At 62.1% G+C, this 21,217-nt stretch carries 20 protein-coding genes, 1 tRNA gene and 1 pseudogene; 10 read left to right on the top strand and 12 right to left on the bottom strand.

Features of this window, described 5'->3' with window-relative positions:
• Window positions 1-180 precede the first annotated feature (180 nt).
• The 3 genes from J3P90_RS08315 (at window position 181) to J3P90_RS08305 (ending at window position 980) form a co-directional block, all read left to right on the top strand.
• A tRNA-Asn gene (locus J3P90_RS08315) sits at window positions 181-256 on the top strand.
• A gap of 257 nt (window positions 257-513) precedes the next feature.
• Window positions 514-708: a hypothetical protein gene (locus J3P90_RS08310; RefSeq protein WP_420765674.1), complete on the top strand. Its 195-nt coding sequence runs from the start codon at window positions 514-516 to the stop codon at window positions 706-708.
• A gap of 89 nt (window positions 709-797) precedes the next feature.
• The gene (locus tag J3P90_RS08305) at window positions 798-980 is read left to right on the top strand and encodes a hypothetical protein (protein ID WP_434606899.1); all 183 of its coding nucleotides are present in this window, start codon (window positions 798-800) and stop codon (window positions 978-980) included.
• Here the strand turns inward: J3P90_RS08305 and J3P90_RS08300 are convergent.
• The 7 genes from J3P90_RS08300 to J3P90_RS08270 all read right to left on the bottom strand — a co-directional run bounded on the left by J3P90_RS08300 (window position 977) and on the right by J3P90_RS08270 (window position 8,446).
• Window positions 977-2,038, bottom strand: a complete 1,062-nt coding sequence (locus J3P90_RS08300) for an AI-2E family transporter (protein ID WP_420765672.1) — start codon at window positions 2,036-2,038, stop codon at window positions 977-979. The two genes, J3P90_RS08305 and J3P90_RS08300, sit on opposite strands and share 4 nt — an antisense overlap.
• 380 nt (window positions 2,039-2,418) lie before the next feature.
• On the bottom strand, window positions 2,419-4,098 hold the full coding sequence (locus tag J3P90_RS08295) for a methyl-accepting chemotaxis protein (protein WP_434635516.1): 1,680 nt from the start codon (window positions 4,096-4,098) through the stop codon (window positions 2,419-2,421).
• Window positions 4,099-4,297: 199 nt separating this feature from the next.
• Entirely contained in the window at window positions 4,298-5,614 is a 1,317-nt protein-coding gene (locus J3P90_RS08290) for a Na+/H+ antiporter family protein (protein WP_434676552.1), read from the bottom strand.
• 234 nt (window positions 5,615-5,848) lie between these two features.
• Complete coding sequence (locus tag J3P90_RS08285) at window positions 5,849-7,162, bottom strand: ATP-binding protein (RefSeq protein WP_420765671.1); 1,314 nt, start codon at window positions 7,160-7,162, stop codon at window positions 5,849-5,851.
• Window positions 7,159-7,827: a response regulator transcription factor gene (locus tag J3P90_RS08280; protein WP_434559831.1), complete on the bottom strand. Its 669-nt coding sequence runs from the start codon at window positions 7,825-7,827 to the stop codon at window positions 7,159-7,161. The genes J3P90_RS08285 and J3P90_RS08280 overlap by 4 nt, the downstream gene beginning before the upstream one ends.
• Complete coding sequence (locus J3P90_RS08275) at window positions 7,827-8,138, bottom strand: PepSY domain-containing protein (protein WP_420765669.1); 312 nt, start codon at window positions 8,136-8,138, stop codon at window positions 7,827-7,829. Before J3P90_RS08275 ends, J3P90_RS08280 begins: the two co-directional genes overlap by 1 nt.
• A complete protein-coding gene (locus J3P90_RS08270) occupies window positions 8,138-8,446 on the bottom strand; it encodes a PepSY domain-containing protein (RefSeq protein WP_434559833.1) in 309 nt (102 codons plus the stop codon). The genes J3P90_RS08275 and J3P90_RS08270 overlap by 1 nt, the downstream gene beginning before the upstream one ends.
• Before the next feature lie 225 nt (window positions 8,447-8,671).
• Between J3P90_RS08270 and J3P90_RS08265 the strand changes: the two genes are divergently transcribed.
• From J3P90_RS08265 to codA, 5 genes and pseudogenes are all read left to right on the top strand, one after another.
• Window positions 8,672-9,751 (top strand): patatin-like phospholipase family protein, encoded by a 1,080-nt coding sequence (locus J3P90_RS08265; RefSeq protein WP_420765667.1) that lies wholly within the window; start codon window positions 8,672-8,674, stop codon window positions 9,749-9,751.
• An 83-nt stretch (window positions 9,752-9,834) separates the two neighbouring features.
• Window positions 9,835-10,192, top strand: a pseudogene (gene queD / locus J3P90_RS08260) (6-carboxytetrahydropterin synthase QueD).
• A 77-nt stretch (window positions 10,193-10,269) separates the two neighbouring features.
• Complete coding sequence (locus J3P90_RS08255; protein WP_434648391.1) at window positions 10,270-11,100, top strand: alpha/beta fold hydrolase; 831 nt, start codon at window positions 10,270-10,272, stop codon at window positions 11,098-11,100.
• A 257-nt stretch (window positions 11,101-11,357) separates the two neighbouring features.
• On the top strand, window positions 11,358-12,629 hold the full coding sequence (gene codB / locus J3P90_RS08250; RefSeq protein ID WP_420765665.1) for a cytosine permease: 1,272 nt from the start codon (window positions 11,358-11,360) through the stop codon (window positions 12,627-12,629).
• Between the two features lie 12 nt (window positions 12,630-12,641).
• Window positions 12,642-13,883 (top strand): cytosine deaminase, encoded by a 1,242-nt coding sequence (gene codA / locus J3P90_RS08245; RefSeq protein ID WP_434606911.1) that lies wholly within the window; start codon window positions 12,642-12,644, stop codon window positions 13,881-13,883.
• Between the two features lie 149 nt (window positions 13,884-14,032).
• On the opposite strand, the gene J3P90_RS08240 is transcribed toward codA, so the two are convergent.
• On the bottom strand, window positions 14,033-15,052 hold the full coding sequence (locus J3P90_RS08240) for a diaminopimelate epimerase (RefSeq protein ID WP_434676101.1): 1,020 nt from the start codon (window positions 15,050-15,052) through the stop codon (window positions 14,033-14,035).
• A 255-nt stretch (window positions 15,053-15,307) separates the two neighbouring features.
• Between J3P90_RS08240 and J3P90_RS08235 the strand changes: the two genes are divergently transcribed.
• Window positions 15,308-15,910: a carboxymuconolactone decarboxylase family protein gene (locus tag J3P90_RS08235; RefSeq protein WP_434676100.1), complete on the top strand. Its 603-nt coding sequence runs from the start codon at window positions 15,308-15,310 to the stop codon at window positions 15,908-15,910.
• Between the two features lie 183 nt (window positions 15,911-16,093).
• A complete protein-coding gene (locus J3P90_RS08230; protein ID WP_434676099.1) occupies window positions 16,094-17,245 on the top strand; it encodes an MFS transporter in 1,152 nt (383 codons plus the stop codon).
• A 203-nt stretch (window positions 17,246-17,448) separates the two neighbouring features.
• On the opposite strand, the gene J3P90_RS08225 is transcribed toward J3P90_RS08230, so the two are convergent.
• The 4 genes from J3P90_RS08225 to J3P90_RS08210 form a co-directional block, all read right to left on the bottom strand.
• Window positions 17,449-18,624: a hypothetical protein gene (locus tag J3P90_RS08225; protein WP_434676098.1), complete on the bottom strand. Its 1,176-nt coding sequence runs from the start codon at window positions 18,622-18,624 to the stop codon at window positions 17,449-17,451.
• 11 nt (window positions 18,625-18,635) lie between these two features.
• A complete protein-coding gene (locus J3P90_RS08220) occupies window positions 18,636-19,058 on the bottom strand; it encodes an HPF/RaiA family ribosome-associated protein (protein ID WP_420767829.1) in 423 nt (140 codons plus the stop codon).
• Window positions 19,059-19,199: 141 nt separating this feature from the next.
• Window positions 19,200-19,640 carry a carboxymuconolactone decarboxylase family protein gene (locus J3P90_RS08215; RefSeq protein WP_434648405.1) on the bottom strand — a complete coding sequence of 147 codons (441 nt, stop codon included), beginning with the start codon at window positions 19,638-19,640 and terminating at the stop codon, window positions 19,200-19,202.
• Window positions 19,641-19,763: 123 nt separating this feature from the next.
• On the bottom strand, window positions 19,764-21,206 hold the full coding sequence (locus J3P90_RS08210; RefSeq protein WP_420767831.1) for a mechanosensitive ion channel domain-containing protein: 1,443 nt from the start codon (window positions 21,204-21,206) through the stop codon (window positions 19,764-19,766).
• Between the last annotated feature and the right edge of the window lie 11 nt (window positions 21,207-21,217).

Genomic DNA, 21,217 nt, shown 5'->3' with positions numbered 1-21,217 from the left:
CCGTTTTTTTTGGGTGTCCCCTGTGGCCAGGGATTTATCCCCTCGCCACAGTGGTCAGCGTCCGGCCGGTAATGTGTGGAGCAGTAACATTTGCTACCTGAACACCTCAACCAGGAAAATCCCGCCCAATCATCAACCCAAGCTTGACTTCTCTTTTCCAATCAGTAACATACGCGTCATTCCGCGATAGCTCAGTTGGTAGAGCAAGTGACTGTTAATCACTGGGTCCCTGGTTCGAGTCCAGGTCGTGGAGCCAGACAGCAAAAATCAAAGCCCTTGAATCGAAAGATTCAGGGGCTTTTTTATGGGCGCCTTTCGGCGGTCAGAGCCCGCTGATGGCCGTAGAGCGCCTGTCTGAGGTCGCTACCAGAACAATAATTTGGCGCCAATGCGGCATCATGGTCTGAATCCTGCTTTGTTTTTCCCAATCCCAAGCTGTCACCTGAGCGTCATGGCCGTGCCGCAAACTGTCCCGGTCCGCCATTGCAGCTTCATAACAACAAGGACGAAGCCATGCCAACACAAAACCCTCACCGCATCGTGGGACTGTGCACCTCGAGCAAGGTGTACAACGCACTGACCGAGCTCAAGCACCTCGAAGGCCACCGCAGCGCCAAGTTCCTCTCGCTGCTCGCGGAGAGCCTGGTCCGCAAGGGCCTGCTCAACGAGCAGGAAGTGGTGCACATGCTGGACCTGGTGGTCGATTGAGCGGCATCGATTCCTACTATTGAAGCCGTTGATTTTTCCCCATCCTTCATGAGACGTAAGGTAGCCCCATCGATTGATGGAGGTTTCCCATGCCCAAGGTTCAAATCATGTCTGTCATTGGCAGCGCCGTCCCCGCCCCGCTCAGGGAACGAGGCCTGCTGGCTTGCTGGTATCTGGTGCAGGACGGCGTGACCATCAGCGGTCCGCTGACTTCACTGCCCGCTGCCCAGGCCATGTCGCAACGCATCGGTCCCTATCTGCTGCGCGCCTAAGGCAATTGCACCCGAGGCGTATTTTCGACGAACAACGCCCAGCACGACAGGAACAGTGCCGCGATCAACGGGCCGATGACGAAGCCGTTCAGGCCAAACACCGCCAGCCCGCCCAGTGTCGAGACCAGGACCATGTAGTCGGGCATCTTGGTGTCCTTGCCCACCAGGATCGGCCGCAGGAAGTTATCCACCAGGCCGATCACGAATACACCGAACAGGGTCAGCACGACGCCCTGCCAGATCGCCCCGGACAGCAGGAAATACACCGCCACCGGCGCCCAGACGATGCCCGCTCCCACGGCTGGCAGCAGCGACAGGAACGCCATCAGCACCGCCCAGGGCAGCACTGTCGGAATGCCAAGCACCCAAAAGATCAAGCCGCCCAGTGCGCCCTGGGTAATCGCTACCAACAGGTTGCCTTTCACCGTCGCCCGCACCACCCGGTTGAATTTCAACTGCAGGCGGCGCTTCTGGTGCTCCGCCAATGGCACGGCAAAGCGAACCTTGCGCACCAGTTCCGGACCGTCGCGCAGGAAAAAGAACAGCAGGTAGAGCATCACGAAAAAGCTCACCAGGAATTGGAACGTCCCCTGGCCGAAACTGAACGCCTGGGTGGCGAAGAATTCGCTGCCCTGCATCGCGCTCTTGACGATCTTGTCCCGCAACCCGCTCAGGTTGCCCAGGCCAAAACGGTCCAGCAGGTGCTGGAAGTACGGGGGCAATGCTTCCTTGAAGCGGGCCAGGTAATCGGCAACGTCCAGCTCGCCACTTTCCAGGCTCTTGTAGAGTGCCGCGCCTTCCTGGACCAGCAAGGTGCTGATGACGATGACCGGCAAGACAGCGATCAGCATGCAACTGGTCAGGGTCAGCAGCGTCGTGAGGTTGCGCGGCCAGTTGAGTTTCAATTGCAGCCGCCGCTGCAGCGGCGCGAAGACGATGCCCAGGATGACGGCCCAGAACACCGCTCCGTAGAACGGCAGTAGGATCCAGACGAAGGCGATGCTGACCAGGATCAGCAGCAACATCTGCGATTTGTTTTGGAGGTTCTTGCGGTTCATTTGCTTTCCATGTCCTTGGCAGATACACATTAGTCCGCCAGGACTCGCCGGAGTGCCGTCGCGTCTGCTGCGCGCCATGAACCCAAATCAACACCGCCTGGCCGGACGTGGCCTACCCCGCCGCTTTTCGACCCGACATTGCGGTGGATGTGCCGTTCGGCGTGTTGATACAGGGTGCGCGAGCCATAGCCCAGGCACTGATCCGGCAATGCAGGCGGCGAAGAACAACTGTGGGAGCGCGCTTGCTCGCTCCCACAGGATGACCGACAGAAACTGCCGAAGGCTGCGATCCTCCGCTTCCGATAGGGCCTGGCGAGCCAGGCGGCACATCTGGATCGAAAGCGAAAGATCGCAGCCTTCGGCAGCTCCTGCTGCCCGGATCAGATCCGGAACTGCCCCACCAGCTTGCCCAGGCGCTGGCCCAGGTCGGCCAGGCTGCGGGAGGTCTGGGCGCCGAGTTGGGTTTCGTCGGCAACGCTGTCCACGGCCACGGCGATCTGGTGAACGCTGCGGTTGATTTCTTCGGCTACCGCGGTCTGTTCTTCGGCGGCACTGGCGATCTGGGCGTTCATCGAGTTGATGGTGCCGATCAGCTGCGCCATGGTGTCCAGTGAAGCGCCGGCCTCATTGGCCCGTTCCGACGTGCCGTCGCCGGCCTCACTGGAACGGCGCATCGCTTCCACCGCCGCATGGGTGCCGGACTGCAACCGGTCGATCATCCCCTGAATTTCCTGGGTGCTTTGCTGGGTCCGGCTGGCCAGGGCACGGACTTCATCGGCGACCACCGCAAAACCGCGTCCCGCTTCGCCGGCCCGCGCGGCCTCGATGGCGGCGTTAAGGGCCAGCAGGTTTGTCTGCTCGGCGATCGAACGAATCACTCCCAGGACACTGACGATCGAGGCCACGTCCTGTTGCAGACTGTCCAAGGACACGCCGCTGCTGCGGATATCGTTCACCAACGCATGGATCTGCTGGATACTGCCGGCCACCACGCGCTTGGCCGACTGGCCTTCTTCGTCGGTCTGCTGGGCCGCGACGGCGGCGCCCTGGGCACTGCGGGCGACTTCCTGGGCGGCGGAGGACATCTCGTTGATCGCGGTGGCGACCTGGTCGGTTTCGTGGCGCTGGCGTTCCATGGCCTGCTCTGAACGCTGGGCTTGCTCGGAGACTTGCGTCACCAGCCCGGTCAGCTGCGAGGTCATGTCGGTGATCTGCCGCACCAGGCCGTGGATCTTGTCGACGAAACGGTTGAACGAACCGGCCAGTTGGCCCAGTTCATCCTGGCTGGTAATCGCCAGGCGCCGGGTCAGATCGCCCTCTCCCGCCGCGATGTCGTCGAGGTTGTCCTTCATCAGGTGCAACGGACGCAGGATGGTGTTGGCGAGCACCAGGCCCACCACCGCGATCACCAGCAACACCACGGCGGCAATCCCGACGATGCTGAGGATCACGCCTTGCAGCCGATCGTGGACCTTGGCTTCCACCAACGCCACCTGACCTTCGATGCCATCCAGATTCACCGAGCTGCCCACCGCCAGGTCCCACTTGGACAAGTATTCGGTGTAGCCGAGCTTCGGCACCAGGTCTTTGCTGCCCGGCAGCGGCGAGCTGTATTCGAGGTAATGCGTGCCGTCCTTGGCGACTTTCACCAGGTCACGGTTGACGTAGACACCGTTCGGATCGCGGTTGTCCTTGAAACTCTTGCCTACACCATCAGGGCTGTTGGCCTTGAACAGACGAATGGTCTCGGAGTCATAGCCGAAGAAATAGCCGTCCTTGCCGTAGCTGATATTGGACAGCAACTTGATCGCCTGGGCACGCGCCTCGTTATCGCCGGGCGCGGCGGCATCGTAGAGCGGCTTGATGGCCGTCAGCCCGACCGCGACATAATTCTGTAGGGTGGCCTTGGCCTCGCTGAGCAGGCGCTCGCGGGTTTGCTGGACTTCTTTGCTGGCCTGTTCCTTCAAGATGAACGCAGTGGTCAGGCTGATGATCACGGCGGACAGCAATACCGGCAGTATTGCCAGGGACAGGACTTTAGCCTTCAAGCTCAGGCGCATGCTGTTCACTCTTGTAGGTTTTATGGTGTGGTTAGCTGGGTTAACGGCAGCCCACGGCAAAACTGTAGGACAAGGTGAACAGTCAGTTGGCAGGGTCGCTGAATTCAAGGGCCCCATCGCGAGCAAGCTCGCTTCCACAGGAAAATGCGATCCAATGTGGGAGCGAGCCTGCTCGCGATGAACGCAACGCGGTCTTGGCCTACAACACCATCGCCGCCACCCAACCAAACACCAGCAACGGCAGGTTGTAATGGATGAAGGTCGGAACCACGGTGTCCCAGATGTGGTGATGCTGGCCGTCGATGTTCAGGCCGGAGGTCGGGCCCAGCGTCGAGTCCGAGGCAGGCGAGCCGGCATCGCCCAAGGCGCCGGCGGTGCCGACGATGCAGACGATCGCCAGCGGGCTGAAACCCAGTTGCAGGCACAGCGGCACAAAGATAGTCGCCAGGATCGGCACCGTGGAGAACGACGAGCCGATGCCCATGGTCACCAACAATCCCACCAGCAACATCAGCAATGCGCCGACGCCCTTGTTGTGGCCGATCCAGGCCGCCGAGGTTTCAACCAGGCTCTGGACTTCACCGGTGGCCTTCATCACCTCGGCGAACCCCGACGCGGCGATCATGATGAAGCCGATCATCGCCATCATCTTCATGCCTTCGGTGAACAGGTCATCGGTCTCGCGCCAACGCACCACACCCGAGACAGAAAAGATCAGGAAGCCGGCCAGGGCGCCGATGATCATCGAGTCGAGCAGCAGCTGGATGGCAAAGGCCGCCGCGATCGCCAACCCCGCCACCAACAGGCTGAGCGGGTTATAGCGCACCGCCACCTGCTCGGCGCGACCGATTTTCTTCAGGTCATAGACGCGTTTCTTGCGATAGGTGATAAACGACAGCGCCAGGCCAAACACCATGCCCAGCGCCGGGATGCCCATGGCGTGGGTGATGTTGATGCCGCTGACGTCCACGCCACTTCTCGCGACGTTGGCCAACAGGATTTCGTTAAGGAAAATATTGCCGAAGCCCACCGGCAGGAACATATAGGGCGTGATCAGGCCGAAGGTCATGACGCAGGCGATCAACCGGCGGTCCATCTGCAACTTGGTCAGTACATATAAAAGTGGCGGCACCAGCAGCGGGATGAAGGCGATGTGGATCGGCAGGATATTCTGTGAAGCGACCGCGACGGTACCCAGCAGGCCGATCAGCACCCACTTGACGCCCGTGCCGCCGGCGGCGTCCTGGCGGTCGACCATGGCCAGGGCTTTGTCGGCCAAGGCGTGAGCCATGCCGGACTTGGCGATCGCCACGGCGAAAGCACCCAGCAATGCGTAGGACAGCGCCACCGTAGCGCCGCCACCCAAGCCTGCATTGAACGCCTTGAGCGTCGCCTCGATCCCCAGGCCGCCCGTCAGGCCGCCCACCAATGCGCCGACGATCAGCGCGATCACCACATGCACGCGGGACAGGCTGAGCACCAGCATGACGCCAACCGCCGCAATTACTGCATTTATCATCGTTACCTCAAAGCACAGCGATGGAAAGCCACCGGACAAAAAGGTCGCGACTTTGCAGGAAGCGGCGGCAAGCTGCAAGGGTCATGCGGCGGGTTTCGCATTCACTGCCGATCCAGTGTGGGAACGAGCTTGCTCGCGATGGCGGTGGGTCAGTTGATATTCATTTGGCTGAACTGACGCTATTGCGAAAAAGCTCGCTCCCCCAGGGCTCAGCGGCACCATTAGCGTGTTTCAGCGCTTGGGCAAGTCGATCACGACCTTCAAGCCGCCCCACTCGCTGTCACCCAGCGCCAGCGTCCCGCCCCAGGTGTCGACGATGTCGCGCACGATGCCCAGCCCCAGGCCGTGGCCGTCGGTTTGCTCATCCAACCGCGTGCCTCGGCTGAATACCTGGTCGCGGCGCTCCGCGGGGATGCCCGGCCCATCGTCTTCCACCACCAGGCTGAAGCCCTCGACCGTCTCGCTCACGCTCAGGCGCACTTCGGCGTCGGCCCATTTGCACGCGTTGTCCAGCAGGTTGCCCAGCAGTTCCAGCAGGTCTTCACGATCCCAAGGCAGGTGCAAGCCGGGCGGCCCGACGTAGGCCAGATGCAGATGCTCGCCATGGATCATGTTCAGCGTCGCCAGCAATCCCGGCAGTTCGGCGTCGCAGTCCAGGTGCGCCCCGGGCAACGCATCACCGGACAACCGGGCGCGATTGAGTTCGCGGTTCAAGCGCTGGCGAACCTGCTCCAGTTGTTCGAGCAGCAACTTGCGCAGTTCCGGATAAGGGTCGAGCTTTTCGTTCGACGCCAGGCTTTGCAGCACCGCCAGCGGGGTCTTCAAGGCATGGCCCAGGTTGCCCAGGGCGTTGCGTGAGCGCTTGAGGCTGTCTTCGGTGTGGGCCAGCAGATGGTTGATCTGCGCCACCAGTGGCTCCAGCTCCCTGGGCACTTGCTCATCGAGCTGCGAGCGCTGCCCGCGCTGCAACTGGGCAATCTGCTCCCGAGCCTTTTCCAACGGACGCAACGCGCGATGTACCGTGAGGCGCTGGAGTAACAGGATCAGCAGCAACCCGGCCAGGCCGAGCCCCAAGCCGACCTGCTGCATCCTCAGGAAGCTGTCGCGCACGGGCGTGTAGTCCTGGGCCACGCTGATGGAAATCGCCTGGCCCAAGCGCCGATAGTCGGTGCGCAGTACCAGCAGCCTCTGGCCTTCGGGGCCCAGTTGCAGATTGCTGTGCAGGCCCGGATGGTCGAGCCGGGGCAGTTCCTGGTCCCACAGGGAGCGGGAGCGCCAATGCTCGTTGGCGAAATCGATGCGGAAATAGTGCCCGGAAAACGGCCGCAGATACGCCGGTGACAAGCGCCGCTCGTCCAACTGCAAACCTTGCGGGCCACGGACCAAAGCCACCAACAGGTTCTCGCTGTCGTTACGCAGCCCCGCTTCCAGATAACGCTGCAAGCCCAGTTCAAACAGCCACAGGCTAGTCTGCGCCAGGACGAGGCCGACCACGACCATCACACCGATCAGCCCAAGGCTCAGGCGCCGTTGGATGGATCTCACTGCGTTTGCCCGCCGAACAGGTATCCCTGGCCGCGACGGGTTTCGATCACGCTGCGCCCCAGCTTGCGCCGCAAGTGGTTGACGTGGACTTCCAGCACATTGGAATCGCGCTCGGTTTCTCCGTCATACAGGTGCTCGGCGAGATGACTCTTGGAGAGGATTTGCTCGGGGTGCAACATGAAATAGCGCAACAAGCGGAACTCGGCGGCGGTCAGCTGGATCTCCGCTCCGTCACGAATCACGCACTGGCGCCCTTCATCCAGGTGCAACCCGGCCGCCTGGAGCGTCGGTTGATTGGCCTGGCCGTGGGAACGACGCAGCAGCGCCTGGATGCGCAAGTGCAGTTCTTCGGGGTGAAAGGGCTTGGTCAGGTAATCATCGGCCCCGGCCTTGAGCCCTTCGATGCGCTCGGCCCAGGAGCCGCGGGCGGTGAGGATCAACACCGGCGTGGCCAGGCCACCGGCTCGCCATTGCGTCAGCACCTCAAGCCCAGGAACGCCCGGCAGGCCCAGGTCCAGAATGATCAGGTCGTAGGGCTCGCTGCTGCCCTGATAGATCGCATCACGACCATCGGCCAGCCAATCCACCGCATAACCCTGCCGCGCAAGCCCGGCCATCAGCTCATCGGCCAGGGGAACGTGGTCTTCCACCAGGAGCAGGCGCATCAGTCTTCCTTATCTTTGAGTAAACGGCCGGTAGCGGCCTCCAGGTCCAGTTCGCGCACTACGCCGTCGGTATCCAGCAGCTCGACCTCATAAATATAGACGCCGTGCTTTTCCTCCAGCTCGGCCTCCAGCAACTTGGCGCCAGGATGGCGGTCCAGCGCTTGTTGGAGCAATTGCTCCAGCGGCAGGATCACGCCCTGTTGGCGCAGTTGCAGGGCCTCGTCCTGGTCCAGGTCCCGGGCCATGGCGAGTGAACAGAACGCCAGCAGCGCCAGCGCCCAGCGGCTGCGGGCGCGTAAACTAAGCTTCATTACGTATCCTGATGATTCTTGAGCACCTTGCCGCTGACGGCGTCGAGTTCCAGTTCCCATTCGATGCCATCCGCATCGCGCAGGTCCACCTTGTAACGGTACTTGCCGTATTCATCTTCCAGCTCTGAATCAATCACGGTGCCGTCAGGGTGTTCGGCCAGGGCCGCTTCGTTGAGCTTGTCAAAAGGCAGGATGGTACCAGCGTCCACCAGCTTTTTGATCTCATGGCGATGGAGATCTCGTGCTTGAGCCAGGCCAGCGCCAAAGGCCATGAGCGTCACGAGAATAAAGGCAGTCAGGCGGTTCACGGATTATCTCCTTCTTATAATCTTCACCGGGAAACTTTATCGGGATGAACTTAACTGAAACTGAATTGCCATCATTGGACACACATCAATTGAGAGCGAGCCTGCTGGCAACAGCGGTTTTTGCGTTGCCATCGATGCAACTGGGCTGACGCTATCGTGAGCAAGCTCGTTCCTACGGGGTTTTGTGTCGTTATAATTCATCGCTTGCCAGTATCAGAGACCGGTATGACCGCCATCCATATCAAATTCCCAGCCCTCACCGTCAAGGCCGGCTCCCGCGCCTTCAAGCGTATCCGCGAGGCGGGCCTCAAGGCCGCCGATGTTGGCATCCTGCCGGGTGCCGCCGGTGGCCCGAAAGCCTTGGGCATCCAGGGATTGGACCTGGCCCTGTTCGGCGAATGGCTCCCCGCCGCGCCGCGAGAGCGGTCGCTGATCGGCGCTTCGGTTGGCTCCTGGCGCTTTGCCAGCGCCTGTCTGCCGAACGCCGCCGAGGGTATCCGGCGCCTGGGCACTTTGTATAACGAACAGAGCTTCGCCAAAGGCGTGACCATGGCCGGCGTCAGCCAAAGCTCCCAGCGCATGCTCGACGACCTGCTGGAAGGCCGGGACCTGACGATCCTCGACAACCCGCTCTACCGGCTCAATATCATGGTGGTCAAGAGCCACGGCTTGCTGGCACTGGACCACCGTGGCCGGCTGGGCCTGGGCTTGTCGTCGGTGATTGCCGACAACTTGCGGGGCCGCGCACGCTTGTCGCGGCATTTTGAGCGGCTGATCGTACACGATCCTCGGTTGGCGCCTCCGCTGAATCCGCTGACAGACTTCCCGTCGCGCTTCGTGCCGCTGGCCGCCGATAACCTGCGCCAGGCGTTGCTGGCGTCGGGCTCGATCCCGATGGTAATGGAAGGCGTGCGCGACCTCCCCGGCGCCGGCGCCGGCACCTACCGCGACGGCGGTCTGCTGGACTATCACCTCGACCTGCCCTACAGCGGCGACGACATAGTCCTCTATCCACACTTCACCGATCGGGTCATTCCCGGCTGGTTCGACAAGGGCCTGCCATGGCGCAGGGGCAACGCCGAACGCCTCCAGAACGTGCTGTTGCTCGCGCCATCGCGCGAATACCTGGCTCGCCTGCCCTACGGCAAACTGCCGGATCGCAACGACTTCAAGCGCTTCATGGGCGATGACCCGAGCCGCCGTAAATACTGGCGCACGGCGATGGACGAAAGCCGCCGGCTCGGCGATGAGTTCCTTGAACTGACGGCCAACGGTGGATGGGGCGAGCGTTTGCTGACCCTTTAGTCAGCATGCTCGCGCATCACACGGATCAACCTGATAAACTCCGCCGCCTGCCTCGCGACCGCTACCTTAAAGAGCCTGAACCTGTGGAAATCTTCAAAGAATTCACCTTCGAATCCGCCCACCGCCTGCCCCACGTACCCGAAGGCCACAAGTGCGGCCCGTCTTCACGGTCACTCGTTCAAGGTGGCTATCCACCTCAGCGGTGACATCGACCCGCACACGGGATGGATTCGCGACTTCTCGGAAATCAAGGCGATCTTCAAGCCGCTCTACGAGCGCCTGGACCACAACTACCTCAACGACATTCCTGGCCTGGAAAACCCGACCAGCGAAGTCCTGGCCAAGTGGATCTGGAATGAGTTGAAGCCGCTGCTGCCGGAACTCAGCGCCATTCGCATCCACGAGACCTGCACCAGCGGCTGCATCTATCACGGAGAGTAACCAAACCTGCTGTGGCGAGGGAGCTGCAGCTTTTGTGTCTATGCTCTCTGGCTTAAACATGCCAAGAGGATACGATCATGACCCATTGGCCGCTGGATCAGGTCTACCAGTTCAACGGACACCCCGTCCGCTACGCCATCCACGGCGACGGCCCGCCGCTGGTGTTTGTCCACGGCACGCCCTTTTCTTCCCATGTGTGGCACCGCATCGCCCCGCTCTTCTTCGCCACGCACAAAGTGCACTACTTCGACCTGCTGGGGTATGGCCAATCTGCGCAACCGGACGCCGACGTGTCCCTGGGCGTGCAGAACACACTGCTTGCCCAATTGCTGGAACACTGGAACCTGGAGCGTCCAGACGTAGTGGCCCATGACTTTGGCGGCGCCACCGCGCTGCGTACACATCTGCTCGATGGCAAGGATTACCGAAGCCTGACCCTGATCGACCCGGTGGCCCTGTCGCCCTGGGGTTCGCCTTTCGTCCAGCATGTGCGCCAGCATGAAGCGGCGTTCAGCGGCCTGCCCGATTACATCCAGCGCGCTATCGTGCCGACCTATGTCCGCGGCGCGATGAAACGAGACATCTGCGACGCAGAACTGGCGCCCTACGTGAAGCCGTGGCTTGGCGATCCGGGCCAGGCGGCCTTCTACCGGCAGATTGCGCAGATGGACGAGCGCTACACCCGTGAGGTCGAAGGGCTGTACCCCAGCGTACGCTGCCCGACCCAGATATTGTGGGGTGAAGATGACCAGTGGATCCCCATCGAGCGTGGCCGCGCGCTGCACAAAATGATTCCGGGGGCGCTGTTTCAGGCCGTGCCGAACGCTGGACATCTGGTTCAGGAGGATGCGCCGGAAGCCATCGTCGCGGCGGTGTTGCGGTTCTTAGGGCCGCTTTCCCCTACCTGAAATCTTTACGGTGTGGGAGCGAGCTTGCTCGCGATAGCGATTCGTCAGTTGATGGGAATGTGGCTGACCTGACGCTATCGCGAGCAAGCTCGCTCCCACACGGCCCCTCCGTGTTCCAACGTGAACCATCCCTGCACCACTTTTGTTCCTCGAAACCCACCCAACCCAACGGGATTGTCTATAAATAACCGGCGATCGCTCGCTTGGCACGGCCGCTGCACGCTTGCGCTTTTTCTCTCTCCGCAAGGACCCGCCACATGACCCAGAACGATCCCGGTAATGACTACCCCTTGAGTGAAGTCCCGATGAGCGCACGCAAGGGCCTGGCTTCCACGGCCATGGTGCTGCTGGGCTTTACGTTTTTCACCGCCACCATGTTTGCCGGTGGCAAGCTGGGCGTGGCGTTCGGTTTCGCGGACATGCTCGGCGTCATCGTCATCGGCAATCTGTTGCTGGGCCTTTATGCCGCGGGCCTGGGTTACATCGCGTTCAAGAGCGGGCTCAATTCAGTGTTGATGGGCCGCCTCTGTTTTGGCGAAGTAGGCAGCAAGCTCAGCGATCTGATCCTGGGCTTTACCCAGATCGGTTGGTACGCCTGGGGCACGGCCACCGCTGCGGTGGTGCTGGGCAAGTACTTCGAGTTGGGCCAGGGCACGGTGCTGGGGCTGATGGTGCTGTTCGGCCTGGGATTCTGCGCCACGGCTTATATCGGCTATCGCGGGCTGGAGATCCTGTCGTACATCGCCGTACCGGCCATGCTGTTGTTGCTGATGCTCTCGATGTGGGTCGCGACGCAGAAGGTCGGCGGCCTCGATGGCCTGCTGGCGGTTGTGCCAACGGGTAATCTGGATTGGTCTACGGCAATCACCCTGGTTTTCGGCACGTTCGTCAGCGGCGCCACGCAGGCGACCAACTGGACACGTTTTTCCCGCTCGGCGAAGGTCGCGGTGCTGGCGAGCCTGATCGGCTTTTTCCTGGGCAATGGCCTGATGGTGTTGATCGGCGCATACGGTGCCATCGTCTACCAGCAGCCCGACGTCGTCGAAGTCCTGTTGTTGCAGGGCTTCGCCATGGCCGCGATGGCAATGCTGCTGCTCAATATCTGGAGCACCCAGGACAACACCATCTACAACTTCGCCGTGGCCGGTTGCAACCTGCTGCGCACTCGCCGACGCAGGGCGGTCACGCTGGTCGGCGCCGCGATCGGCACCCTGTTGGCGTTGCTGGGCATGTACGATTTGCTGGTGCCTTACCTGATCCTGCTCGGCACCGTGATTCCACCGATTGGCGGGGTCATCATGGCCGACTTCTTCTTCCGCTGGCGTGGGCGCTATCCTCGCTTGGCGCAGGCGCAACTGCCTGCGTTCAATTGGCCTGGGCTGGGTGCCTATGCCGTCGGCACCGTTGCGGCGTTCAATTCGCCATGGATCGCACCGCTGGTAGGAATCGCCACCGGCGCGCTAACGTATGTGCTATTGATCGGCGTAACAGGCACTCGCACCGCTGACGCGCCCCTACAAGACCTCTAAAGGATTCGCCTGATGCACATCATCAACGCCCGCCTGCGCAACCGCGAAGGCTTGCATGAATTGCACCTGGAAAACGGCCTGATCGCCAGCATCGCCCGCCAGACCGAAGCCCCCAGCCTGGGCCCCGAAGACATTGATGCCGGAGGCAACCTGGTGGTGCCGCCTTTCGTCGAGCCGCACATACACCTGGACGCCACACTGACCGCCGGTGAACCGCGCTGGAACATGAGCGGCACGCTGTTCGAGGGCATCGAATGCTGGGGCGAACGCAAGGCCACCATCACCCAAGAAGACACCAAGACCCGCGCCAAGAAGACTCTCCAGGCCCTGGCCGCCCATGGCATCCAACACGTGCGCACCCACGTCGACGTGACCGATCCGGCGCTCACGGCGCTCAAGGCAATGCTCGAAGTGCGCGAGGAAAGCCGCCATCTGGTCGACATGCAAATCGTCGCGTTCCCCCAGGAGGGCATCGAGTCCTACCGCAACGGCCGCGAGCTGATGGAAGAAGCGATCCGCATGGGCGCCGACGTGGTGGGGGGCATTCCGCATTTCGAATACACCCGCGACCAGGGTGTCAGTTCGGTGAAGTTCCTGATGGACCTGGCCGAGCGCACCGGCTGCCTGGTGGACGTGCATTGTGATGAAACCGACGACCCACACTCGCGCTTCCTCGAAGTGCTCGCCGAAGAAGCGCGCAGTCGCGACATGGGCGCGCGGGTGACCGCCAGCCATACCACGGCGATGGGCTCCTACGACAACGCCTACTGCGCCAAGCTGTTCCGCCTGCTCGGCCACTCTGGAATCAGCTTCGTATCGTGCCCGACCGAAAGCATCCATTTGCAAGGACGCTTCGACAACTTCCCCAAGCGTCGCGGCGTCACCCGGGTCAATGAACTGCTCGAAGCCGGAATGAATGTGTGTTTCGGCCAGGATTCGATCGTCGATCCATGGTACCCGCTGGGCAATGGCAACATCTTGCGCGTGCTCGAAGCCGGGCTACACATCTGCCATATGCTCGGCTATCGCAACCTGCAAAGCGCCCTGGACCTGGTCACCGACAACAGTGCCAAGGCCATGGCCCTGGGCGAGCGCTACGGGCTGGAGCCTGGGCGTCCGGCGAACCTGCTGGTCCTTTCGGCCGACAGCGACTACGAAGTGATCCGCAGCCAGGGCCTGCCGCTTTACTCGATTCGCAAAGGCGAAGTGCTGATGAAGCGGCAGATGCCGGTGGTAGAGTTCGGGCCGCAGTAGACCTGAAATCCCCTATACCTGTGGAAGCGAGCCTGCTCGCGATAGGGGGCTGTCGGTTGATATCTATGCGGCTGAGCTGACGCCATCGCGAGCAGGCTCGCTCCCACAGGGGATTGGTGTGATACCTGAAATCTGCGCCCGCTGGAGATCTACTGTGGGAGCGAGCTTGCTCGCGAAGACGTCATCGGCCGCGCCGCGCCAAACAACCTGACCCGCACCAGCTCGCCTGCCTCTTCCTCCAGCAGGATCGGCGCCGTACCGCCGGGCATCACCACCCTCACCACCCCCGCCCTCACCCACCCCAACCGCCAGGCGGCACTGGCCACGGCGCTGGCGCTGGTGCCTGATGACGCGGTAGGGCCTTCGCCCCGCTCGAACACCCGCGCCGCGACTTGCCCTTCGCCCGCGCGCCACGCCCATTGCAGATTGATCCCCGCCGGACAAGGATCGCCCGCCCCGCCGGGGGTGGCATAGGCAATGGCGGTCAGGCTCTGCGACAGCATCGGCGCGCGCATCTGTGAAAGATTCGGCAATGCCTCCACGTCATCGACCAACGTCACGCAGTGGGGGTTGCCGATGCGCACGAACTGGCTATTGCCCCACGCCGGATCCAACGCATGAAGCGCAGGCACCCGGCTTGTTTCGCACCGGCCGGACGTTACTTTTTCCACCCCTTGGGCAGCGACGGCGCGGGGTCCGAACAGCGGTTTGCCCAGATCCAGCCAGAACCCTTGCACGCCTTCGAACTCGGCGGCGCGAACCGTCGTTTGCAGCGGTGAGACACCTTCGGGTTTGTCGTGATGGACCCTTAGCAAAAAGTCCATGTCCTCCGGCAGCAGACCTCGCTCTTGCAGGGCCAGGGAAAAAATCGTCAAGCCATTGCCACTGCGCTCGGCCAGCGTTCCATCGGTATTAACGATCAACACATCGAATGGCGGCTCGTCCTGGAACGGGCCAATCAGCAGGCCATCACTGCGATGGGCCTTGGCATCCGGCGGCGCTTCGCCCGGCGCCCATGCGCAAAAATCCTGCACCGCGGCACAACTCCAGGCTTGGCGCGTTCGCGCTGCCTGGACGGCAGACGGCGGAAGATCGATCCCCTCGGCACGGATTTGCTGCGGGGAAACGACTCCATAAACATTGCCGCGTGCGTCGTAGAACTGTGCCATGCGTCGGTCCGGAATAAGCCTGGGGAAGTCGCTACTCTAGGCCAATCCACCGACCGAGCACACACGGATATAGCATCAATAACCCTGTCATCGGTTCTGCACATCCTCCAGCGCCAATCGGATCTGCCGATGGAAATGCTGCAATGCCGGTTCGGTACACGCAAAACACCGGGGCGTCACCTGTAAGGTCCGACAGGTGCGACTTGGCTGGCTAGCTCGTAACGTAGGCAAGTCACGCCCGGACAAGGACTCATCATGAAAGACAAGCGCACCTCAACGCCCATGGCAGAGCTCTACAGCGAAGGCCGAAAACACTTCATCGAACTGGTACCCGACGGCGGCGCGCGCCTCGACGCGTTGTTCCACGCTGCTCCGGCGCTTGGCGAACTCGCCGTCGGTGTGGTGTACGGTCATTTGCAGAGTCGTCCCGGCCTCGACCCGCGCCTGCGAGAAGGCGCAACGCTGGCCGCCATCGTGGCGGCCGGAATGGTCGGTCCTCCCCTTAGCGTGCATTTGATAACCGGGCTCGCATCAGGGTTGGCGCCGGGAGAGATGATTGAGCTGGTGGTACAGGCCTCGGCGTTCGCGGGTTTTCCGCGAGCCGTCTCCGCGGCCGATCAGCTCAATCGGTTGTTCGCAGAAGCGGGCCTCGCCTCGCCACCGCCACCCACGCCCCGGGAAGCGACGCTGGACTTTTGGGAACGGGTGCGCAAGGGCCGTCCGCCCATCCCGGTCCAACCTCAGATCAAGCGGTTGCTGCGCAAAGCCCTACGCTTGTCGGTTCATGGAACGTCGGCCCGGAATGTGGTCGTCGAATGCTTCGATGCAGAATCCGACGTCCCCACCGCCCTGGTGTAATTCGAGGTGGAGGCTGACCATGTGATCAGCCTCAGGTTGTATCACGCGCGATGACTCGCGCGGGTTCCGACAGGACACGTCCAGTGCCTTGGCACGTTGGGGTCGCGGTGCGGTCAGTGGATATGCAAGCATAGGCGCCTCCCTGCCCGCTTGACCGCACCGCACGAACGCCAAGGACGATTCATGACCGCTATCACCCCTCCACCTACCTTTGTTCCAGGGCGCCTGGAGCAGATGTCCACCCGTGTCGCCTACCTCATCGCCGGAATCGGCATCGCCGCGTGGGCACCGCTGGTGCCTTATGCCAAGGTGCGGGCGAACCTCGATGAAGGCACCCTCGGTTTGCTGCTGCTATGCCTTGGAGTCGGATCGATCCTGGCGATGCCGATTTCCGGCGCGCTGGCGACACGGTTCGGTTGCCGTCGAGTACTCAGTGGCGGCACGCTTCTGGTCTGCCTGGCGCTGCCATTGCTGGCGACCATGAGTTCCTTGCCGTGGCTGGTGGCGGCGTTGTTCCTGTTTGGCGCCGGGCTCGGCACCGTGGACTCGACGGTGAACCTGCAAGCGGTCATCGTCGAGCGCGCCAGCGGCAAGACCATGATGTCGGGTTTCCACGGCATGTTCAGCCTCGGCGGGATCATTGGCGCCGCCGGTGTGAGCGCCCTGCTCGGCCTGGGACTTTCGCCGCTGGCGGCGACGCTTGTCGTCAATGGCGTGCTGTTGGTGGCGCTGTTCAAGGCAGCGCCGCACCTGCTGCCCTATGGCAGTGAAAGTGCTGGGCCGGCGTTTGCCATTCCCCACGGCGTGGTGCTGTTTATCGGCATCCTGTGCTTTATCGTGTTCCTGGCCGAAGGCGCGGTGCTGGATTGGAGCGCCGTGTTCCTGACCGCCGAACGCGCAGTGGATACCGCTTATGCCGGGCTGGGTTACGCCGCGTTTGCCTTGACCATGACCATTGGCCGGCTGACGGGCGATTCGGTGGTGCATCGACTGGGGGCCAAGCGGGTGATCATTTACGGCGCAACGATGGCCGCCGCGGGATTTCTGATGGCGACCGTCGCGCCCATGTGGCAAGCCGCGCTGCTGGGTTATGCATTGGTCGGTGCCGGGTGCTCCAACATCGTGCCGGTGCTGTACACCGCCGTTGGCAAACAGACGCTGATGCCCGAAGCCATCGCCGTGCCGGCTATTACCACCATCGGTTATGCCGGCATTCTCGCAGGGCCGGCATTGATCGGCTTCGTCGCCCATGGCAGCAGCCTGGGCATCGCGTTCTGCTTGATTGCGCTATCGCTGGTGGCGGTGGCGTTTAGCGGTAAGGTGTTGAAAGTCTGAAGCCTTGAGACGTCCCCGTGGCGAGGGAGCTTGCTCCCGCTCGGCTGCGAAGCAGTCGTAAACCGGTGAACGCGCTGTGCCAGGGGCTTCGCATTCGAACGAGCCTGCTCGCGATGGCGTCGGGTCAGTCGACATCGAGGGATGACTGACAATCTGCCATCGCGACCAAGCTCTCACAGGGCGCGGCTTACGTCACGTATCGGTCAGAACCGGCACACCGCGGCTGCCCCGGTGTCGGTCGGCATGACATGCTCGGGCGGCACCACGACCACTTCAGCGCCTTGACGCGTCACCGCGAGGATCAGTTCGTCCAGCACATCCGGAGCCTGTTCATCGCCCGTCTCGTCGATGATCAACCGGCCTTTGTCCGGGTCCAGCTGGCCGGGAACCTGGCGCTCCGCCTCCACCAGCAACATCGCGACACGGCCCTCCCAAGCGGCCTTGGCGATGTCGGCCAGCTTGTCCAGGGCGCGTCCCTGGCCGACCGCGACGCCATAGCGATTCAGGCTATCGACCACTTGGTCGGCGTGACTGTGGGCCATGAGCTTGGCGCATTGGACCCGCAACTCTTCGACGCTCAACCGCGAAGGATCGCCCTCGATACCCTGCGTCAGCAGGTGCTGGTTATGACTGACGGCACGGAACACTGCCTGGTTTTCCGGCAAGGCCACCAGGATCATCGGCAGGCCCGAAGGCTGCGAGTGATGTTGCAGGATGGCTTTGTCCACCGCGCGGAAAAACCGTTCGCGATCCAGGTTGATTTCGTCCTGCTTACCGCCACCGGCGGACTCATGCATCATCGCATCGCCACGCTCGCCGCTGCGGCTGAAACCATTGGGGAAGCCCTGCTGGTCACCAGACGTCAGCTCATCGCCCAACGCCTCGTTCTGGTTGCGCGGGACCGGTTCGGCCAGCTCGATTTTCTCCAACTGCTCGCTGGAACCTTCATACAACCAGATCTCATTGCGGGTCAGGCACAACGCCTGGTAACGCTCGGTGGACTGCACCAGACGCAACAACGGCTTGAGATAAGGATGGCTGTTGGCGAACGCGCATTCCGGCAAGCGCTGGCTCACCGAAACGACTTTGAAATAGTCACGGGCACCGAACACCGCGATGCCGTCGCGGTTGGAATTCCAGAAACCCTGGTCCTCCACCAAGGCCAGGAACGGAGCCAGCAACGGCGCGCAGTCCATGCCAGGGTGCTGTTGTTCAAGTTGGGTTTGCAGGTCACGCACCAGGTTCTTGTAGCGGATCGGGTCCTGGCTACGCTCGGGGAATGTGCGATGGGTGGGCATGTACAACGAAAGGCTCGGCTGTTCGTCGAACGCCAGGAGCTCGGCCAGCACCTGCCGGCTGAAGGGTTGATGAGCGGTCATGATCGTCTCCTTTATTCTTTACCACGAGCCTCTTGGTTTTCGAGGAAGTCCTCCTCCAGCATGGCGTCCACCATCTCCGGCGGCGCCTCATCGACGGGTGCGGTCACGCGGCCCATCGATTCGACGGCGGGGTTGAGCTTGCCGATCTGATGATCGAGCGCGTGCAGCATTTTCTCGGCAGCGCCCTCCACGGCCAGCTCCAGGCTCTCGGCCTTGTGACTGACCGACAATGATGAATGGCCCTGTACGCGTGCCTCGATCTGGCAACGCTTGTCAGCGGCACCGCCCTTCTGGGCATTTTCATCACTGACGTGAATCTCGACGCGGGCCAACTGATCTTCGAAACGCTGCAACGCGTCCACCACCGTACTGCCAACCCATTCCTGCAAACGGGCACTGCCTTCAATATGGTTGCTGTTGACTTGAACTTGCATGATCGACTCCTTTGCAAAAGACGGCTGACGCCGCCTGTTGTAGGTAGAAGAAGATCAAACGGGCGAAGTTCCCGGCGCGGGATGACTGGAGCCTGAGAGGCTGTTGATTACCCTTTGTGGGAGCCGGTATTACCTCGCTTTTCAGACCTCCGGCATTTTTCGGAAGCCCACCGCCAAGCGGTTCCAACCGTTGATGGCGTTGATCGCCACGGTCAGGTCGACCATTTCCTTGGGCGTAAAGTGCTCGTTCAGCAGCTCGTAGTCGGCGTCGGGCGCATGGGTCTCGCTCAGGCGCGTCAGGGCTTCGGTCCAAGCCAGCGCGGCGCGTTCACGGCCGGTGAAAAACGGCGCCTCGCGCCAGGCGGTCACGGCATACAGGCGCCGCTCGGTCTCGCCGTCCTTGCGCGCATCGGCGGTGTGCATATCGATGCAGAACGCGCAGCCATTGATTTGCGAAGCGCGCAGCTTCACCAGCTCGATCAGGGACTTTTCAAGGCCCAATCTGGAGACCGCGTTCTCCAGGGCCAGCATGGCTTTGTAGGCATCAGGGGAAGCGGCATAAAAATCGATACGCGGTTGCATGGGGGAACTCCTGAACAATTGGGTGTGGCGCTACGTTAGCCCTGCACTGGCGCAGGACAAATAGCCAATTGTGGGGAAGTTCGAGTGACCAATGAAGCGTCGTTGCCTGCCGGTGGAGATAGGTCAGGCCCGGCTGCGCAACCATTGCAGAAAGCGCTTCTTGGCGACCGGCTTGGGTATGTCACGGGTCAGGTTCTGAGCCAGGTGGATGCGTACGTCCAACAGGTTTTTCATGGCGTCGCCGATGTCGCGACGGGCCTCGAGACAGGGTTTGAGGTAACTGTTCTCGATGCGATACAGGGTGCAGAACGTCTTCGCGGTGAAACTCGCCAACGCCGCTTGCTCGGCGACGACCCCGGCTTCGCCGATGACTTCACCCGGCCCCATGCGCCCGCCCTCGATGGGCTGGCCATTACGCATGAGGCTCGCGCTGACCACGCCGGACTCAATGATGAACAGGTGGTCGCTGACCTCTCCGGCTGCCAGGATCACGTCGCCGGCGCGGAACGTCTGCAGGGTCATGTTCTGGCTGAACGTGTCTTTCTCGTCCGGGCGCAGCGTGGAAAAGATGCTGGAGCTTTCCAGCAATGCCCGAGGACGCGACACCGCCACGGCCGCCGCGCTTTCGCCAGTAGACAGCAGGCTCACGCCCGATGCATGCAGATGCCGGAACGCCAGATCGAACAGTTGGTTGCGGACTTCGCGTTTTTGCCCCATCGAGGCCACAAAACCGCTGATCTCGTATTCCGCTCCGGCGCTGCCGGCGCTCTTGAGCGTGACGCTGGGCGCCGGGCTGGCGAGCAGCGCCCGGCAGCCGATCATTGCCCGCTCCAGCGCTTCGATCACTTTTTGTGGGCGCGCATGCGGGCTGATCTGGAGGCTGATGGACAAGCCATGCATGTCGCTGGGACGGCTGAAGTTGACGATCTTGGCTTTCGCCGCCAAGGAGTTGGGAATCACCGCCATGCTGCCCTGGGAGGTCTGCAATCGCGTGGCCCGCCAGTCGATGTCGGTGACCCGGCCCTCGGTGCCGTCGATGGAAATCCAGTCATCGACTTGATAGGGCTTGGTGGTGTTGAGCACGATGCCGGAAAACACATCGCTGAGGGTGCTCTGCAAGGCCAGGCCGACGATGATCGCCATTGCGCCGGACGTCGCGAGCACGCCCTTGACCGGCAGATCCAACACATAAGCCAGCGCCGCGATGACAGCGACCAAGAAAATCACCGCCCCCAGTAGATCCTGCAACAGCCGTCCCGTATGGCCGACCCGTTGCATCATGACCGCGCCGATCATCACCGTCAGGGTTCGCGCGGCGAACAACCACCACGCAATCTGCAGGCCGGTCGCCGCCAGGTGCCGAGGTACGTCGTCGACCCACTGTGCGGTCTGCATGGGGTTGAGGCCTTCGTTGAACAGCAGCATGCTGAACAACATGAAAATCGCCAGCCGCACGCCGATTTTCCAGTACGTCCGTTCGGCACTGACCAGCCGCCACGCCAGCAAATCGAGCACGAGCAATGCCAGGGCACACAGCAGCGGATGGTCGGTGATCGGGGCGAGCATCGGGACAGCTC

It is taken from the genome of Pseudomonas sp. D3-10 (assembly GCF_051132175.1).
Classification (GTDB): Bacteria; Pseudomonadota; Gammaproteobacteria; order Pseudomonadales; family Pseudomonadaceae; genus Aquipseudomonas.
This window is presented reverse-complemented; position numbering and strand designations above follow the sequence as displayed.

What these genes read in the sequence shown, in the direction of transcription:
- J3P90_RS08310 (WP_420765674.1), top strand. Translation starts at nt 514, where the DNA reads ATGCCAACACAAAACCCTCACCGCATCGTGGGACTGTGCACCTCGAGC.
- J3P90_RS08215 (WP_434648405.1), bottom strand. Translation starts at nt 19,640, where the DNA reads ATGCAACCGCGTATCGATTTTTATGCCGCTTCCCCTGATGCCTACAAA.
- J3P90_RS08240 (WP_434676101.1), bottom strand. Translation starts at nt 15,052, where the DNA reads ATGGCACAGTTCTACGACGCACGCGGCAATGTTTATGGAGTCGTTTCC.
- J3P90_RS08220 (WP_420767829.1), bottom strand. Translation starts at nt 19,058, where the DNA reads ATGCAAGTTCAAGTCAACAGCAACCATATTGAAGGCAGTGCCCGTTTG.
- J3P90_RS08295 (WP_434635516.1), bottom strand. Translation starts at nt 4,098, where the DNA reads ATGCGCCTGAGCTTGAAGGCTAAAGTCCTGTCCCTGGCAATACTGCCG.
- J3P90_RS08225 (WP_434676098.1), bottom strand. Translation starts at nt 18,624, where the DNA reads ATGACCGCTCATCAACCCTTCAGCCGGCAGGTGCTGGCCGAGCTCCTG.
- J3P90_RS08305 (WP_434606899.1), top strand. Translation starts at nt 798, where the DNA reads ATGCCCAAGGTTCAAATCATGTCTGTCATTGGCAGCGCCGTCCCCGCC.
- J3P90_RS08255 (WP_434648391.1), top strand. Translation starts at nt 10,270, where the DNA reads ATGACCCATTGGCCGCTGGATCAGGTCTACCAGTTCAACGGACACCCC.
- J3P90_RS08230 (WP_434676099.1), top strand. Translation starts at nt 16,094, where the DNA reads ATGACCGCTATCACCCCTCCACCTACCTTTGTTCCAGGGCGCCTGGAG.
- J3P90_RS08280 (WP_434559831.1), bottom strand. Translation starts at nt 7,827, where the DNA reads ATGCGCCTGCTCCTGGTGGAAGACCACGTTCCCCTGGCCGATGAGCTG.
- J3P90_RS08265 (WP_420765667.1), top strand. Translation starts at nt 8,672, where the DNA reads ATGACCGCCATCCATATCAAATTCCCAGCCCTCACCGTCAAGGCCGGC.
- J3P90_RS08275 (WP_420765669.1), bottom strand. Translation starts at nt 8,138, where the DNA reads ATGAAGCTTAGTTTACGCGCCCGCAGCCGCTGGGCGCTGGCGCTGCTG.
- codB (WP_420765665.1), top strand. Translation starts at nt 11,358, where the DNA reads ATGACCCAGAACGATCCCGGTAATGACTACCCCTTGAGTGAAGTCCCG.
- J3P90_RS08300 (WP_420765672.1), bottom strand. Translation starts at nt 2,038, where the DNA reads ATGAACCGCAAGAACCTCCAAAACAAATCGCAGATGTTGCTGCTGATC.
- codA (WP_434606911.1), top strand. Translation starts at nt 12,642, where the DNA reads ATGCACATCATCAACGCCCGCCTGCGCAACCGCGAAGGCTTGCATGAA.
- J3P90_RS08235 (WP_434676100.1), top strand. Translation starts at nt 15,308, where the DNA reads ATGAAAGACAAGCGCACCTCAACGCCCATGGCAGAGCTCTACAGCGAA.
- J3P90_RS08210 (WP_420767831.1), bottom strand. Translation starts at nt 21,206, where the DNA reads ATGCTCGCCCCGATCACCGACCATCCGCTGCTGTGTGCCCTGGCATTG.